The 16,300-nt window shown below is 72.9% G+C and carries 15 protein-coding genes; 4 read left to right on the top strand and 11 right to left on the bottom strand.

The annotated features are described in order from the left end of the window. Nucleotides 1–54 precede the first annotated feature (54 nt). Genes DAE25_RS08960 through DAE25_RS08990 form a run of 7 tightly spaced genes read right to left on the bottom strand, consistent with a single transcriptional unit; the run spans nucleotide 55 to nucleotide 5,300 of the window. Complete coding sequence (locus DAE25_RS08960) at nucleotides 55–1,344, bottom strand: MFS transporter (RefSeq protein ID WP_107765831.1); 1,290 nt, start codon at nucleotides 1,342–1,344, stop codon at nucleotides 55–57. Next, nucleotides 1,341–1,535 (bottom strand): DUF3046 domain-containing protein, encoded by a 195-nt coding sequence (locus tag DAE25_RS08965; protein WP_107765832.1) that lies wholly within the window; start codon nucleotides 1,533–1,535, stop codon nucleotides 1,341–1,343. The genes DAE25_RS08960 and DAE25_RS08965 overlap by 4 nt, the downstream gene beginning before the upstream one ends. Then, nucleotides 1,532–2,146 carry a class I SAM-dependent methyltransferase gene (locus DAE25_RS08970; RefSeq protein WP_107765833.1) on the bottom strand — a complete coding sequence of 205 codons (615 nt, stop codon included), beginning with the start codon at nucleotides 2,144–2,146 and terminating at the stop codon, nucleotides 1,532–1,534. The genes DAE25_RS08965 and DAE25_RS08970 overlap by 4 nt, the downstream gene beginning before the upstream one ends. Continuing rightward, nucleotides 2,143–2,676 (bottom strand): DinB family protein, encoded by a 534-nt coding sequence (locus DAE25_RS08975; protein WP_107765938.1) that lies wholly within the window; start codon nucleotides 2,674–2,676, stop codon nucleotides 2,143–2,145. Before DAE25_RS08975 ends, DAE25_RS08970 begins: the two co-directional genes overlap by 4 nt. Before the next feature lie 37 nt (nucleotides 2,677–2,713). Next, the gene (locus DAE25_RS08980) at nucleotides 2,714–3,505 is read right to left on the bottom strand and encodes an ABC transporter permease (protein WP_107765834.1); all 792 of its coding nucleotides are present in this window, start codon (nucleotides 3,503–3,505) and stop codon (nucleotides 2,714–2,716) included. Further along, the gene (locus DAE25_RS08985; protein WP_107765835.1) at nucleotides 3,505–4,365 is read right to left on the bottom strand and encodes an ABC transporter permease; all 861 of its coding nucleotides are present in this window, start codon (nucleotides 4,363–4,365) and stop codon (nucleotides 3,505–3,507) included. The genes DAE25_RS08980 and DAE25_RS08985 overlap by 1 nt, the downstream gene beginning before the upstream one ends. Continuing rightward, entirely contained in the window at nucleotides 4,365–5,300 is a 936-nt protein-coding gene (locus tag DAE25_RS08990; protein ID WP_456093764.1) for an ABC transporter ATP-binding protein, read from the bottom strand. Before DAE25_RS08990 ends, DAE25_RS08985 begins: the two co-directional genes overlap by 1 nt. 73 nt (nucleotides 5,301–5,373) lie before the next feature. Here DAE25_RS08990 and DAE25_RS08995 point away from each other — a divergent pair, with 73 nt between their 5' ends. Then, a complete protein-coding gene (locus DAE25_RS08995; RefSeq protein ID WP_107765837.1) occupies nucleotides 5,374–6,015 on the top strand; it encodes a class I SAM-dependent methyltransferase in 642 nt (213 codons plus the stop codon). Here DAE25_RS08995 and DAE25_RS09000 read toward each other — a convergent pair. Further along, nucleotides 6,012–7,397, bottom strand: coding sequence for an AAA family ATPase (locus DAE25_RS09000; RefSeq protein WP_107765838.1), 1,386 nt, complete (start codon nucleotides 7,395–7,397; stop codon nucleotides 6,012–6,014). The genes DAE25_RS08995 and DAE25_RS09000 overlap by 4 nt on opposite strands. A 53-nt stretch (nucleotides 7,398–7,450) precedes the next feature. Next, a complete protein-coding gene (locus DAE25_RS09005) occupies nucleotides 7,451–8,053 on the bottom strand; it encodes a Dps family protein (RefSeq protein WP_107765839.1) in 603 nt (200 codons plus the stop codon). 114 nt (nucleotides 8,054–8,167) lie between these two features. Between DAE25_RS09005 and DAE25_RS09010 the strand changes: the two genes are divergently transcribed. Continuing rightward, a complete protein-coding gene (locus DAE25_RS09010; protein WP_107765840.1) occupies nucleotides 8,168–12,730 on the top strand; it encodes an ATP-dependent helicase in 4,563 nt (1,520 codons plus the stop codon). Continuing rightward, a complete protein-coding gene (locus DAE25_RS09015) occupies nucleotides 12,723–13,514 on the top strand; it encodes a DNA-formamidopyrimidine glycosylase family protein (protein WP_107765841.1) in 792 nt (263 codons plus the stop codon). The genes DAE25_RS09010 and DAE25_RS09015 overlap by 8 nt, the downstream gene beginning before the upstream one ends. Before the next feature lie 30 nt (nucleotides 13,515–13,544). Here DAE25_RS09015 and DAE25_RS09020 read toward each other — a convergent pair whose 3' ends face one another. Both DAE25_RS09020 and DAE25_RS09025 read right to left on the bottom strand, forming a co-directional pair. Further along, nucleotides 13,545–13,874: a helix-turn-helix domain-containing protein gene (locus DAE25_RS09020; RefSeq protein ID WP_056888805.1), complete on the bottom strand. Its 330-nt coding sequence runs from the start codon at nucleotides 13,872–13,874 to the stop codon at nucleotides 13,545–13,547. Nucleotides 13,875–13,934: 60 nt separating this feature from the next. Continuing rightward, nucleotides 13,935–14,423 (bottom strand): CinA family protein, encoded by a 489-nt coding sequence (locus tag DAE25_RS09025; RefSeq protein WP_107765842.1) that lies wholly within the window; start codon nucleotides 14,421–14,423, stop codon nucleotides 13,935–13,937. Between the two features lie 28 nt (nucleotides 14,424–14,451). Here DAE25_RS09025 and DAE25_RS09030 point away from each other — a divergent pair, with 28 nt between their 5' ends. Then, complete coding sequence (locus DAE25_RS09030; RefSeq protein ID WP_107765843.1) at nucleotides 14,452–16,221, top strand: glycoside hydrolase family 15 protein; 1,770 nt, start codon at nucleotides 14,452–14,454, stop codon at nucleotides 16,219–16,221. The last annotated feature ends 79 nt before the right edge of the window (nucleotides 16,222–16,300 follow it).

A 16,300-nucleotide genomic window follows, 5' to 3' on the forward strand; every position in this document is an offset into this window, starting at 1 on the left:
CAATCTAGCCCGAACAGTTGTTCGAGTCATGGACGACACGCCCGCGTGTCGCGGCTACCGGCGGGTGCCGGTCCCCTCGACCGGGGAGGCCGACCGCGTGGCCGCCCCGGCCCTGGCCCCGGCCAGCAGCACGGCCAGCGCCAGCACCCCCGCGAACGCCGCCAGCACGGGATAGCCCAGCCACCCGACGATCAGGCCGGCGAGGGCGCCGCCACCCGCCGCGGTGAGCGACATCGCCATGTCGGCCGTGCCCTGCACGTCGGTACGAGCGGCGACCGGGGTGAGGTCGGCGATGATCGTCGAGGCGGCGACCGTGGCGCACGACCAGCCCAGGCCGAGCAGGAAGAGACCCGCGAAGATCTGCCACGAGGACCCCTCGGGCGCCAGCCCGCACAGCACCAGCGAGACGAGCAGGACCACTCCCCCGGCCTGCAGCACCCGGGCTCGTCCGAGGCGGTCGGCGGCGATCCCCACGAGGGGCGAGAACGCGAACATCCCGAGCACGTGCACCGAGATCACGAAGCCGATGACGTGCAGGTGCGCACCGCCGTGCTCCATGTGCAGCGGCGTCATGATCATCACCGTCACCATCGCGGCGTGGGCGCAGGCCATCCCGGCGATCGCCGCGACCAGGGCCGGCTGCGCGCCGACGGCCGCGGTGAAACGGGACCACGACCGGCCCGAGCGAGCCTCGGCCGTGGCTCCGGCCGCGGCCTGGGCCAGCAGGAGCGGGTCGGGACGCAGCAGCACCGCGATCCAGACCGCCGCGGCGACGAGCACCACTGCCCCGATGGCGAACCCGCCGGTGAGCTCCGGGATGCCGAGCCGACGCGCGAGTCCCGCCCCGACCCCCGTGAGGTTGGGGCCGGCCACGGCACCGATCGTGGTCGCCCACACCACCACCGAGAGCGCCCGACCCCGGGTCGCCTCGGGTGCCAGGTCCGTGGCCGCGTAGCGAGACCCGTTGTTGACCGCGGTGGTGGCCCCCAGCAGGACGGCACCGGTCAGCAGGACCAGCATCGAGTCGAGCACCCCGGCGGCGACGCAGAGGGCTGCGCCGGACGCACCTGCCAGGTAGCCGACCACCAGTCCGGCGCGGCGGCCCCGCCGACCCATCAGTCGGGCCAGGACGTAGGCGGCGAGTGCCGTCCCGAGCACCTGGAAGGTCTGGGCCAGGCCGGCCTGGGCGTCCGACCCCGAGATGTCACGGGCCAGCAGGGAGGCCGTGGCCACGCCGATGGTCACTCCGACGGCACCGACGGCCTGGGAGACGACCAGGACCCGGACCGTACGGGCCTGGACGTCGGCGTGCCGGGCGAGCGGGTCGTCCCCGGTGACGCTCACCGCTCGGAGTCCGGCAGGTCGAGCACGCGCCACACGGCCGCCCAGACCTGCTTGGGGGGCACGCCGGCGTGGAGCGCCTCGACGACGGTGCGGCTGCCGAGCTCCCCGATGACGTAGAGCTCGGCCCAGGAGCGCGAGGACGCCGTGCCGAGCGCGTGGTCGAGACGAGCCCAGAACTCGGTGTGCCTCATCCGCGCACCGCCACGACCTCGAGCCACTGCTCGGACCCCTTGCCGGGGACGCGGACGATCGAGACGTCGACCCAGCCTGCGCCCACCAACACCTCGTGCAGGGCGTCGGGCCGCCAGTAGGTGAAGTGCCGTGGACCCCGGATCGACCCGTGCGTCGACCACCCCTCGCCGTCGCCCTCCTTGACCGCGACGCGGAGCAGACCGCCGCGCCGGGTGGCCGCCGCGAGACGCGTCAGGACCGTGGGCAGGTCAGACGGGGCGACGTGCAGCAGCGAGGCATTGGCCCACACGGCGTCGTACAGGCCCTCGCCGGAGGACAGGTCGTCGGTCAACGGGTCGAGGACGTCGGCCTCGTGGCCCTGGGCGCGCAACAGCTCCACGAAGGCGGGGGTCACGTCGGTACGACGCACGCGCAGGCCGTGCTCCTCCAGGAGCGCTGCGTCGCGCCCGCCTCCGGAGCCGATCTCCAGCACCCGCGCGCCGGCGCCGAGCTCCTCACCGAGGCGACGGACGACTGCACGCACGGACTGCGGGACGGCCGGGGTGTTGGCGGCGTACGCGGTGGCGTCCAGGTCGTAGGCACGCACGGTCGCCGCTGCTGCCTCGGTCACACCGCACCGACGTCGTGCACGTGGTGCAGCACGTCGTGGAGGTGGTAGACGCCCAGCGTCTCCACGGTGAACTCGCTCCCGTCGGACCGGAACCCCCGCCGCGCGCCCTCCTCGGCGGTGACCGTGGCGTAGACGCCGGCCACGTGTCCGGCCGCCTCGACGAGCTCGGTGTCCACGGTGGCGGGGTCCTGCTCGGCGTAGCGCGAGGCGACCGCCGTCTCGTCCTGGTCCCAGTTGGCGAAGTGCGGCTCGTCCTCGACCAGCATGAGGGCGACACGCTCGGCGAAGACCCGGTGGACGTCGCGGACGTGGCAGGCGTACTCGAGGGCCGACCACACGCCGGGTGCCGGACGGAGCGCGGCGTCGGCCCGCGCCAGCACCCGCGACCAGACCATCGCCGAGTCGTGGAGCGGGCGGGGCAGCGTGGCCAGCGAGTGGGCACCGGGGTCGAAGCCGCACTCCGGGCACGGCCGGTCGAGGACCCAGGTCCAGTCCTTGGTGTCCGGTGCGATCGGGTCGGGCTCGGGCATGGCTCCATCCTCCCAGCGGTCGGGCTCGCGCTCCACGTCAGGTGAGGAGCAGCTTGTCGAGCCGCCTCCGGACGATCGCCAGGCCGATGAGGCCCATGACGAGCAGGTAGACGACCGAGATGACGCTCTCCCAGCCCGGGGTGCCCGTGGTGAGCTCGCGGCACAGGACGACCCCGCGGTAGAGCGGCGTGGCCTCGACGATCCACCGCAGCACGCCGTCGTACGCGGTGATCGGGAAGAACGTGGCCGAGAACAGGAACATCGGCATCTGGATCAGCGTGATCTTGTCGAAGTCCTGGAAGCTCTTCATCCACGTCGTCAGCGCCATGCACACGGCGCTGAAGGCGAACCCGATCAGCATGGCGGCCGGCAGGGCCAGCAACGCCCACCACGTGTGCAGCATCCCCATCGCGGCCATCACGAGCAGGAAGACCGCCGAGTAGGTCGACCCACGGATCTGGCCCCAGGCGATCTCGCCGCGGGCGATGTCGGCCGTCGTCAGCGGGGTGGCCAGCATCTGGTCGTAGAGCTTCTCGTACTTGAGCTTGAAGAAGACGTTGTAGGTCGAGTCCATGAGGGCACCGTTGAAGGCGCTGACCGCGAGCATGCCGGGCGCCACGAACTCGGCGTACGGGATGGCCTGCCCGTTGAACTCGAAGCCGTCGACGAGCTGGCCGACGCCGATCCCGATGGAGAAGAGGTAGAAGACCGGCTCGAGGAAGCCGGTGACGAAGAGCTTCCACGAGGAGCGGTAGGTGATGTAGTTGCGCTGCACCAGCAGGCCAAGGGCCTGGACCGACGTGAGCGGCTCGTAGGGGGTGACCGACATCAGAGCACCAGCCTCCGCTCGAGACCGCGGGCTGCCCAGAACCATCCGAAGGCGGTGACCGCCGCGAGCACGCTGACGTTGACCAGCGCCACGGGCCAGTCGACGGTGTCGAGGCAGAGCATCCGGGACAGGTTGACCCCGTGCCACATGGGGGTGAGGCGGGCCAGCACCTCCATGACGGGGCCGAGGTTGCTCACCGGGAAGAACGCGCCGGAGAAGAGGGTCAGCGGCATCACGCCGAGCCGGAAGATCACCCCGAACGCCTCCTCGGACCGGACCCGCACCGCGATGCCCATCACGACGGTGGCGAAGGCCATGCCGGTGAGCAGCTGGACGCCGAAGGCCAGGATCGGTCCCCACCAGCTCTCGAAGACGCCGAAGGGCGCCAGCACCACCATGAAGACGCCGCAGGCGGTCGCCAGGCGGAACAGGACGAACATCAGGTGCGCGCCGGCGATGTGGCGGGCCTCGAGCGGGGTCGCGGCCTGCGCCCAGTAGGTCTTGTGCCACTTGAGGCCACCCATGACCGGGTAGGTCGTCTCCCCCACGGCGATGCCGAGCGCGTGCGCGACCACCAGGCCGGGGACGATGAAGGCGAGGTAGGACGTGGCGCCCTCGAGCCGGGACGGGTCGACCTCGATGAAGCCGCCCAGCAGGACGCCCATGGCCAGGACGTAGAACAGCGGCGAGAAGAACGAGGAGATGATGCCGCCGCGCCACGTGCGCTTGAAGACCGTCCACCAGTAGTCGCGCTGGCGCCCGATCCCCTCAGCCAGCGAGAGCCCGCGCGGCTCGGTCGTCGGCGACGTGGTCGGCTCGGTCGTCGGCGGCGTGGTCGGCGGTGTCGTGGGGTCTGCCATCAGTCCACCAGCGTCCGTCCGGTCAGCTTGAGGAAGACGTCCTCCAGCGTGGAGCGCCGCACCAGCACGGCGATCGGCTCGAGGCCGCGCTCGTGCACCTTGGCGATGACCTCCTCGCCGTCGGGGCTGTAGACGAGGATGCGGTCGGGCAGCACCTCGAGGCGGCCGAGGTCGCCGATCTTCTCGGCGATCTGCTCGTGGATGTTGCCCTCGTCGACGATGCCGAAGCGGAGCTCGGCCACCTCGCGCGTCGAGTGCTCCTCGATGAGCTGACGGGGTGAGCCCTCGGCGGCGATGAGGCCCTTGTCCATCACGACCAGCCGGTCGCAGAGCTGCTCCGCCTCGTCCATGTAGTGGGTGGTGATCACCAGCGTCACGCCGGCCTGCTTGAGCCGGAACAGCTGGTCCCACAGGACGTGGCGAGCCTGCGGGTCCAGCCCAGTGGTCGGCTCGTCGAGCAGGAGCAGGTCGGGTCGGTTGACAAGGCTGCGGGCGATCGTGAGCCGGCGCTTCATGCCGCCGGAGAGGTCCTCGACCCTGGACCTGGCCTTGTCGGTGAGCTGGACGAACTCGAGGAGCTCGTCGACACGGCTGTTGACCTCGCCCCGGGGGATGCCGAAGTAGCGGCCGTAGATGAACAGGTTGTCGCGGACGTTGAGCTCGTTGTCGAGGGTGTCCTCCTGCGGGCACACCCCCAGCCGGCCCCGGATCGTCGGGCCGTGGGTCGCCGGGTCCATGCCCAGGATCGTCAGCTCGCCGCCGCTGATGGGGCTGACGCTGGCGATCATGCGCATGGTGCTCGACTTGCCGGCACCGTTGGGGCCGAGGAAGCCGAACGCCTCGCCGCGGCGGACGTCGACGTCGATGCCCTTGACGGCCTCGAAGTCGCCGAACGACTTGCGCAGCCCCCGGGCCAGGATCATGGATTCCGTCACGGACGCGACCCTATAGAGGCCGACCGACAACGCTCGACCCGATGTCCCCGACCCGCGTGGAACACTCCGCGGCATGGACGCTGTCAACGGACAGGTCAGGTCGACGTACGACGCCGTGGCCGCCGACTACGCCCGGCACTTCCCGGGCACCGGCCCTGAGACGGCCCTGGACCTGGCGACGATCGACCACCTGCTCGCCCTGCTCGGTCCCGCGCCGCGCGTGCTCGACGCCGGGTGTGGGACCGGCCGGATGGGGCGCTACCTGGCCGACCGCGGCGCCCTGGTCACCGGCGTCGACCTGTCGTCGGGCATGGTCGCGATGGCCCGTCGGGACCACCCCGACATCGGCTGGGTGGTCGGGACGATCACCGACCTGCCGTACGGGGACGGGGCGTTCGACGCCGCGATGTACTGGTACTCGACGATCCACTCCCCCGACGACGACCTGCCGCGCGTCGCGGGCGAGGCGCGCCGCGTCGTGCGCCCGGACGGGCTGGTGCTCGTCGCCTTCCAGGTCGGCGAGGCCGCCCGCGACGTCGGTGAGGGTTACCGGGCCCTGGGCCACGACGTACGGCTGACCCGTTTCCACCGGTCGCTGGCCCAGTGGTCCGCGGTGCTGGAGGCAGCCGGCCTCTCGGAGGTGGCGAGAGTCCAGCGTGCGCCGACGGGCGAGAAGGATCCGCAGGGCTTCCTCCTCGCCCGGCGTCGCGTCTAGCCAGGGCCGCTGCCCAGGAGCGAGCGGGTCAGGACGGCGCCGTCCGCCTGCAGCTCGTCGGAGGCGGCCGCGAGGTCCTCGTCGGAGGGCGACCGCTCGGCGATGGCCGCCCGCAGCACCGCACGGCGGACCAGCTCCTTGGAGTACGACGCGGTGGTGCCCGCGGACGCCTCGGCTGCGGCGGCGATCGCCTCGTCGCTGAAGCCGACCTCGGCGGCGTACAGGCCGATGAGCTGGCGGCGCGCAGCGACGTCCGGCAACGGGATCTCGACGGCGAGGTCGACGCGACCGGGACGCTGGGAGAGGGCCCGCTCGAGCGCCTCGGCCCGGTTGGTGGTCAGCAGGAAGACGACGTCGGCATCCTGGTCCAGGCCGTCCATCGCGTCGAGGAGCGTGAACAACAGTGGCGACGCGCCGCCTCCGAAGTGGCCGTGGTCGCGGTCCTCGGCGATCAGGTCGACGTCCTCGAGGACGACGATGGCCGGCTGGTGGGCGCGGGCGATCTGGGCCGCCTGGGCGACGTACGCCATCTGGGTGCCGGACAGCAGGACGACGGTGGTGTCCGGGCCGGCGCCGACCAGGTGCCGGACCGTGTGGGTCTTGCCGGTGCCGGGCGGGCCGTAGAGCAGGATGCCGCGCTTGAGGTGCTGGCCGCGCCGGCGGAGCTCGTCGCGGTGGGCGGCGAGCTCGACGACGTGGCCACGCACCTGGCTGAGCGTGCCGTCCGGGAGGATGACCCGGTCGGCGGGCAGGTCGGGACGCCGGACGAACGTGATCGCGCCCATGGACGGCTCGTAGGGGTTGCCGGCGAAGCTGATGACCTGGCCGCGGAGCACCGAGCGCGACACGGCGAGGTCGCGGACCTCGGCCAGCAGGGCGGCCCCCACCTCCGGGTCCTGCACGATCACCTCGAGGCGCGCCTCGCCGTGGAACTGCGGGTTGTGACCGCGCTGGAGGACGGCCACGGGGTGGCCGTCGTGGCGGAAGAGGTGCAGCCCGAAGGCCACCGTCGCCCGCTCGTCGTCCGGCCCCGTGGGGACGTTGAGCCGGTCCACCTGTCCCTGCCGGAACCGTCCCCACTCGGCGTTGGCGATGAGGTCGCCCAGCGAGCTGTGGTGCCGCTGGTCGCCGCCGCCGACCCCGACCAGCCGTGCGTCGGCGTCCCGCCCGGCGATCTCGGCCAGCGCGATGTCGGTGTCGACCCAGCGGTGGACGTCGACCTTCTCGACCACCACCGGCAGCTCGTCGGCCCGCGTGCCGAGGTGCTCGTCGAGCACCTCGAGCAGCGGTGTCCCCCGCTGCACCGGCTCCTCGCGCGTCAGCTGCCTGACCAGCCGCGCCAGGTCGGCGCGCAGCTGGTCGTCTCCCCCGATGTCCGTCATGGCGCGAGCCTAGGGACTGGCGGGGACAGCCGCGACGAGGTTTCGCCGTCCTACTACTTCTTGCGGGTGGTCTTCCTCGCCGTACGCCGCTGGGTCCCGCGCGCCGCGTCGGCGGCCTCCTCCTCGGTGGTGGCGCCCTCGGTGGAGAGCTGCCCTCCGGCGTTCTCCAGGTGGGCGCGGACGAACCAGTGGAACTGCTCGAGCTCACCGGTCTGGCCGATGAGCAGGTCCTCGGTGACGGGGTCGATCTCGCCGACCACGTCGATCGCCGTTCGGTTGTCCTCGATCACCCCGGTGTAGACGAGGTCGAGGGCACCGAGGTGGGCCTGCGCGGTGTCCTTGCCGAGGGCGTAGTCGTCCCACGAGCGGGCGTCGACGAGCGCGCCGGGCGTCCCGATCGGCGTACCGCCCATGGTGGCGATGCGCTCGGCCACCGCGTCGGCGTAGCCACGGACCACGTCGACCTGCGGGTCGAGCATCTCGTGGACGCCGATGAAGTTGGGGCCCACGACGTTCCAGTGCACGTGCTTGAGCACGAGGTGGAGGTCGGTGTAGGCGTAGAGCCGGTCCTGCAGCGCGGCGACGACGGTGGTGCTCTCCTTGGCGCTGAGGCCGGGGACGTGGAAGGTCTGGGCGGGGGTGCTCTTGGTGGCCATGCCCCGACCCTAGGCAGGTCGGGGAAGACCGTGCCCACCCCTGCGGGCGTCACGACGGTCGTCCCCGGCCAGCGAGCCGGACCCGCTGTCGGTGCCGTAGGACAGACTGGGCCCATGTCCGCCCTCGACCACTTCAGTGCGCCGACCCGCGCCTGGTTCGAGGCCGCCTTCGCGCAGCCGACGACCGCCCAGGAGGGCGCGTGGGACGCCATCGCCGCGGGCAAGCACGCACTGGTCGTCGCCCCGACCGGCAGCGGCAAGACGCTGAGCGCCTTCCTGCACGCCATCGACTCGCTGCTCACGGCAGAGCGCCCGGACGACAAGACCCGCCGCACCCGGGTCCTCTACATCTCCCCGCTCAAGGCGCTGGCCGTCGACGTCGAGCGCAACCTGCGGGCTCCGCTGACCGGCATCCGGCACACCGCCGAGCGGCTCGGCACCAGCCTGCCCGACCTCACCGTGGGCCTGCGCTCGGGCGACACGTCCCCGGCCGACCGGCGCAAGCTGACGAGCAGCCCGCCGGACATCATGATCACCACCCCCGAGTCGCTGTTCCTGATGCTGACCAGCCAGGCCCGCGAGTCGCTGCGCGGCATCGACACCGTCATCCTCGACGAGGTGCACGCGGTGGCCGGTGGCAAGCGCGGCGCGCACCTCGCCGTCTCCCTCGAGCGCCTCGACGCCCTCCTCGACCGACCCGCCCAGCGGATCGGCCTGAGCGCCACGGTCCGGCCGTTGGAGGAGGTCGCCCGGTTCCTCGGCGGCAGCGCCCCGGTGGAGATCGTCTCGCCCCCCAGCGAGAAGCAGTGGGACCTCCGGGTCGTCGTCCCCGTCGAGGACATGACCGCGCCCGAGGAGTACGACGAGGAGTCCGGCGACCCGCAGCGCGCCACCAGCATCTGGCCCCACGTCGAGGAGCACGTGGTCGACCTGGTGGAGCAGCACCGGTCCACCATCGTCTTCGCCAACTCGCGCCGGCTGGCCGAGCGGCTCACCGCCCGGCTCAACGAGATCGCCACCGACCGGGTGGCCGGCGACGACACCGACGAGCCCGCGGCCGGCCCGCCGGCCCAGGTGATGGCCCAGTCCGGGCAGAGCAGCGGTGCCGGCACCATCATCGCCAAGGCCCACCACGGCTCGGTCTCCAAGGAGCAGCGCGCCCTCATCGAGGACGACCTCAAGCGGGGCCGGCTCCCCTGCGTCGTCGCGACCAGCAGCCTCGAGCTGGGCATCGACATGGGTGCCGTCGACCTGGTGATCCAGATCGAGTCGCCGCCCAGCGTCGCGAGCGCCCTCCAGCGCGTCGGCCGCGCGGGCCACCAGGTGGGCGAGGTCAGCCGCGGCGTCCTCTTCCCCAAGCACCGCGGCGACCTCGCGCAGACCGCGGTCGCGGTCGAGCGGATGCGCAGCGGCGCGATCGAGTCCCTCTCGGTCCCGACCAACCCGCTCGACGTCCTGGCCCAGCAGGTCGTGGCCTGCACGGCTCTGGAGGACTGGGAGGTCGACGACCTCTACGACCTCGTCCGCCGCGCGGCGCCCTACGCCGCGCTCCCCCGCAGCGCCTTCGACGCGACCCTCGACCTGCTCAGTGGCCGCTACCCCAGCGAGGAGTTCGCCGAGCTGCGACCGCGCATCGTGTGGGACCGCGTCACCGGCGTGCTCTCCGGTCGGCCCGGCGCACAGCGGCTGGCCGTCACCAGCGGCGGCACGATCCCCGACCGCGGCCTCTTCGGCGTCTTCCTCGTCGGCGACAAGGCGAGCCGGGTCGGCGAGCTCGACGAGGAGATGGTCTACGAGTCGCGCGTCGGGGACATCTTCGCCCTCGGCGCAACCAGCTGGCGGATCGAGGACATCACCCACGACCGGGTGCTGGTCACGCCCGCCCCCGGCATCCCCGGACGCCTCCCGTTCTGGAAGGGCGACTCGCTCGGCCGCCCCGCCGAGCTGGGCGAGGCGATCGGCAGCTTCACCCGCGAGCTCGGCAGCGTCACCCCCGACAAGGCGCGCCAGCAGGCCCGCGACCGGGGCCTCGACGAGTACGCCGCCGGCAACCTGGTCACCTACGTCACCGAGCAGCAGCAGGCGACCAACGCGCTGCCCAGCGACACCCAGCTGCTGGTGGAGCGGTTCCGCGACGAGCTCGGTGACTGGCGCCTCGTCGTCCACTCCCCCTACGGCACGCCCGTGCACGCGCCCTGGGCGCTGGCCATCAACGCCCGCCTGCGCGAGCGCTACGACATCGACGGCCAGGCGGTCGCCTCCGACGACGGCATCGTGATCCGGATCCCCGACACCGAGGACGAGCCGCCGGGCGGCGACGTCGTGGTCTTCGAGCCCGACGAGATCGAGCAGCTCGTCACCCAGGAGGTCGGCGGCTCCGCCCTGTTCGCGAGCCGCTTCCGCGAGTGCGCCGCCCGCGCGCTGCTGCTCCCCCGCCGGGACCCGGGCCGCCGCAGCCCCCTGTGGCAGCAGCGCCAGCGCAGCGCCCAGCTGCTCGAGGTCGCCTCCCAGTACCCGTCCTTCCCCATCGTCCTCGAGGCGATCCGCGAGTGCCTCCAGGACGTCTACGACCTGCCCGCGCTGGTCAAGCTGCTGACCCGCGTCCAGCGTCGCGAGATCACCATCGTCGACGTCGCCACCCAGACACCGAGCCCCTACGCCCGTAGCCTGCTCTTCGGCTACGTCGCCCAGTTCGTCTACGAGGGTGACTCCCCGATCGCCGAGCGCCGGGCCGCGGCGCTGTCCCTGGACCAGGGCCTCCTCGCCGAGCTCCTCGGTCGCGCCGAGCTCCGCGAGCTCCTCGACCCGGAGGTGCTCGCCGAGGTCGAGGCCGAGCTCCAGTGGCTCGCGCCGGACCGCCGTGCCCGCGACGCCGAGGCGGTCGCCGACCTGCTGCGGCTGCTCGGGCCGCTGAGCCGTGACGAAATCATCGCCCGGTCGACCGACGGCGCCGACGTCGACTCCTGGCTGGCCGCCCTCTCCGACGTACGCCGCGTGGTCCCGGCCCGCATCGCCGGCGAGGAGCGCTGGACGACGGTCGAGGACGTCGGCCGGCTGCGCGACGGCCTCGGCGTGCCCGTGCCGCCGGGCACCCCGGACGTCTTCACCGAGCCGCACGAGGACCCCATCGGCGACCTCATCGCCCGCTACGCACGCACCCACGGCCCCTTCACCACCGCCGACGTCGCCGCCCGGCTCGGCCTCGGCGAGGCCGTCGCGCGCCACGCCCTCCAACGGCTGGTGTCCCGCGGCCGGTTGCTCGAGGGCGAGTTCCGTCCCGCCGGCAGCGGCAGCGAGTGGTGCGACGCCGAGGTGCTTCGCAAGCTGCGACGGCGCTCGCTGGCCCGGCTCCGCAAGGAGGTCGAGCCCGTCACCCAGGACACCGTCGCGCGGTTCCTGCCGGCGTGGCAACGGGTCGGCGGCAAGCTGCGGGGCGTCGACGGCGTGGTCGCCGCGATCGACCAGCTCGCCGGCTGCCCGGTGCCCGCGAGCGCGCTGGAGCCGCTGGTGCTGGCGGCTCGGGTCCGCGACTACGAGCCGTCCTACCTCGACGAGCTCACCGCGTCCGGCGAGGTCGTGTGGGCCGGGCACTCGCCCCTGCCCGGCAGCGACGGCTGGGTCAGCCTGCACCTCGCGGACCAGGCCGAGCTCACGCTCCCCGACATCAGCGACGTCGAGCCGAGCGCCGTGGAGCGGGCCGTCCTCGAGGCGCTCGACCCCGGCGGGGCCTGGTTCTTCCGCCAGCTCTCCGACCGGGTCGGCTCGACCAGCGACTCGGAGCTCTCCGCGGCCCTGTGGTCGCTGGTGTGGCAGGGCCGGCTCACCAACGACACCGTCACACCGCTGCGGGCACTCGTACGGTCGGGCAACGCCAGTCACCGCACCCGGCGCACGCCACCTCGTCTGCGCGGCGGCGGGCGCACCGGCACCGGACGGATGCCGGTCCGCACCGGTCCCCCCGAGACCGCCGGGCGGTGGGCGTTGCTGCCCGAGCGTGACTCCGACCCGACCCGACGCGCCCACGCGACCGCCGAGCACCTGCTCGAACGTCACGGCGTGGTGACCCGCGGCGCGGTGATGAGCGAGCGGGTGCCGGGAGGCTTCGCCGGCGTCTACAAGGTGCTCTCCGCCTTCGAGGACACCGGGCGCTGCCGACGCGGCTACTTCATCGAGGGCCTCGGTGCCGCCCAGTTCGGGTCGGCCGGCGCGATCGACCGGCTGCGCACCTTCAGCGAGCCGGCCGACGCCAAGCCCGACGCCGTCACCCTGGCGGCCACCGACCCGGCCAATCCCTACGGCGCGGCGCTGCCCTGGCCGGAGACGAGCGGTCGGGGGGCCGTGCAGCCCGCCGACCCGGCGACCGCCAAGGCCGCCGAGAAGGCCGGGCACCGCCCGGGGCGCAAGGCGGGCGCCCTGGTCGTGCTCGTGGACGGTGACCTCACCATGTACGTCGAGCGCGGCGGACGCACCCTGCTGACCTGGAGCGACGACCCCGACCGGCTGGTCCCGGCCGCCTCCGCGTTGGCCGATGCCACGCGACGTGGTGCACTGGGCAAGCTCGTCGTCGAGCGCGCCGACGGCGCCGCACTGCTCGGCGGCGGGACCACCCCGCTGCGGGCCGCCCTCGACGAGGCCGGCTTCGTCGCCACCCCGAAGGGACTGAGGATGCGTGCCTGAGGGAGACACCGTCTACCGAGCCGCCCGCAAGCTCGACCGGGCGCTCACCGGTCACGTGCTGGCCGCCAGCGACTTCCGCGTGCCCCAGCTCGCCACCGTCGACCTGTCCGGCGCCACGGTGACCGGCACGTTCTCGCGCGGCAAGCACCTGCTCACCCACATCGAGCACGAGGAGTCGTGGACCCTGCACACCCACCTCAAGATGGAGGGCAGCTGGCACGTCTACCCCCTCCACGAGAAGTGGCGCCGCCCGTCCACCCAGGCCCGGGTGGTGCTGCGCACCGACGCCCGGGCCGCGGTGGGCTTCTCGTTGGGGATCGTGGAGCTGGTGCCCCGCTCCCACGAGCCCGACGTCGTCGGCCACCTCGGCCCCGACCTGCTGGGCGGGGACTGGGACGAGGCCGAGGCCCTGCGCCGGCTGCGGAGCGACCCCACCCGCCCGGTGGCGGAGGCGCTGCTCGACCAGACCAACCTGGCCGGCATCGGCAACATGTACATGGCCGAGCTCTGCTTCACCAGCGGGGTGCACCCGCTGCGGCCGGTCGGGGAGGTCCCCGACCTCGAGCGTCTCGTGCGACGGGCCCGGCAGATGCTCGACCTCAACAAGGAGCGGGCGATCCAGTCGACGACCGGCGACCTGCGACCCCGCGAACGGATGTGGGTCTACCGCCGCGACAACGCCCCCTGTCGCCGCTGCGGGACACCGGTCCGGGTGGCCATGCGGGGGCCCGCCGAGAGCGAGCGGGCGTCGTACTGGTGCCCGCGCTGCCAGCCCGAGGACTGACGCGGGACGGCAGGGCTCAGGCGGCCCTGCTCAGGCGGCGGAGGCGACCACGTCGCCGGCGGCCGTCCGGACCGAGGTGATCGGCGTGGCCTCGACGGACTCGACGCGGCGCAGGCCCTGCGCGAGCTCCTCGACGGCGACGGCGTCGGACACCTCGCGCAGGACGTCGGACAGGGGCAGGTCGAGGGCCGAGCAGAGCGAGGCGAGGAGCTCGGACGAGGCTTCCTTCTGGCCGCGCTCGATCTCGGAGATGTAGCCGAGGCTGACCCGGGCATCGGCGGACACCTCGCGCAGGGTCAGGCCACGCTGCATCCGCTCGCTGCGGAGCACGTCACCGAGGATGCGTCGAAAGAGCACCATGGCGCTGTCCTTCCCGTCCGTCGAAGGGCCCGCTCGTGGCGGGCTCCGTGATGGCCAACGCTACCCGAGCGCTGGTTCTTCCCGGGTGAGCATGCCCACAAGCACCGACAACGCGTGCCGGCAGGTCGCCTCCTGGACGGCGGACCGGTCCCCGGCCAGGGTCAGCAGCCGCGTCTCCACGCCGTCCGGACCGGCGACCGCGACCCACACGTGTCCCGCCGGGTGGCCCTCCTGCTGGTCCGGACCAGCGACGCCCGTGGTGGCCATCGCGTACGTCGTGCCGAGCAGGTCGCGGACCCCGCTCGCCATCGCGGCCGCGCACTCGCCCGACACCACGCCGTGCTCGGCGACCAGGTCGGCAGGGACACCGAGGACGTCGACCTTGACGCGCGTCGCGTAGGCCACCACGCCACCGGTGACGCACGCGGACGACCCGGGCACGGACGTCAGGGCCGCCGCCAGGCGCCCACCGGTGAGCGACTCGGCCGTGGCGACGGTGGCGTCGCGAGCAGTGAGGAGCGCCACGATCTGCCGGGGGTCCGTCACCATGCTGGGGACTCTAGCTACGTTGGCGGGCATGGCACTCCCCATCGAGGACTACGCACTCGTCGGCGACCGCGGGACCGCGGCGCTGATCGGCCGGGACGGATCGGTCGACTGGCTGTGTTTGCCCCGCTTCGACTCCCCCGCCTGCTTCGCCGCCCTGCTGGGCGACCGCGACAACGGACGCTGGATCATCGCCCCCGCGGACGCCGAGGGCGTCGAGAGCACCCGGCGATACGTCGGCAACAGCGCGATCCTGGAGACGACGTTCACCACGCCCACCGGCGTGCTGGTGCTGCGCGACGTGATGCCCACCCACGACGGTCGCGCCGACTTCGTGCGCACCGTGCGGTGCAGCGAGGGGTCGGTCCGGGTGGCCCACGAGTGGGTCGTGCGCTTCGACTACGGCCTGGTCCGGCCGTGGGTCACCCGCCAGGAGGTCGCTGGCCACGAGGTCATCGTCGCCACCGCCGGGCCGGACAAGCTGATGCTGCACGGCCCTCGGCTCCCGCGCGCCGTGGACGGCCACCACGCTGACGAGTTCGACCTCGCGGTCGGCGAGTCCATGACGTTCTCGACCACTTGGGTGCGGTCCTGGCACGATCTGCCCGAGCCGGTCCCCTTCGACGACCGCATCGAGGCGACCCGGGTCGAGCACGAGCGCTGGGCGCTGACGTGCACCGACGACATCCCCCACGGCGACCTGGTCCGTCGCAGCCTGCTCACCCTGCGCCTGATGACCCACGACGAGACCGGGGGCATCGTGGCGGCTCCGACAACCTCGCTCCCGGAGGACTTCGGTGGCGAGCGCAACTGGGACTACCGCTTCTGCTGGCTGCGGGACGCCGCCCTCACCCTCGAGTCGCTCATCGGGGCCGGTTACACCGACGAGGCGCAGAGCTGGCGCGACTGGCTGCTGCGGGCGGTCGCGGGCGACCCCCAGGACCTCCAGATCATGTACGGCATCGACGGTGGCCGTCAGCTCCCCGAGCGCGAGCTCGACCACCTCGCGGGCTACGCCGGCTCCCGACCGGTGCGCATCGGCAACGGCGCCGTGGACCAGCGCCAGACCGATGTGCTCGGTGAGGTGATGATCGCCCTCGAGGACGCGCGCAAGGGCGGGCTCGAGGAGACGCCGCAGAGCTGGGCGTTGCAGCGGGTGCTCGTCGACGAGCTGGCCACCCACTGGGACGAGCCGGACCACGGGATCTGGGAGATCCGCGGACCGCTGCGCCACTTCACCCACTCCCGGGTGATGGTCTGGGTCGCCTTCGACCGGGCGGTCAAGGCGGTCGAGGAGCACGGGTTCGACGGACCTGTCGACCACTGGCGCACCCTGCGCGACCGGGTGCACGCGGAGGTGCTCGAGCGCGGGTACGACGCGGAGCGCGGCACCTTCACCCAGCACTACGACACCCGGGAGCTCGACGCGAGCCTGCTCAACATCCCGCTGGTGGGCTTCCTGCCCGGCGACGATGCCCGGGTCCTCGGCACCATCAGGGCCATCGAGGAGGACCTGATGCACGACGGCCTCCTGCACCGCTACCGGACCCAGACCGGCGTGGACGGGCTCGAGGGCGGAGAGCACGCGTTCCTCGCCTGCTCGTTCTGGCTGGTGTCGGCGTACGTCGCGGCGGGTCGCCGCGACGACGCGCACGCCCTGATGGACCGGCTCTGCGCGCTGGCCAACGACGTCGGGCTGCTCTCGGAGGAGTACGACGCCGTGGCCGGTCGGATGGCCGGCAACTTCCCGCAGGCGTTCAGCCACCTCACGCTCGTGCAGGCAGCGCTCGCGCTGCGCTGACCAGGCGTGCGCCCGACCGTGCAGTCCGGCCGCGCAGGTGTCCGAGCGTGCCGGCGGCCCCCGTCCCACGCTCGTGCGC

Source organism: Nocardioides terrigena (assembly GCF_003047265.1).
Taxonomy (GTDB): domain Bacteria; phylum Actinomycetota; class Actinomycetes; order Propionibacteriales; family Nocardioidaceae; genus Nocardioides; species Nocardioides terrigena.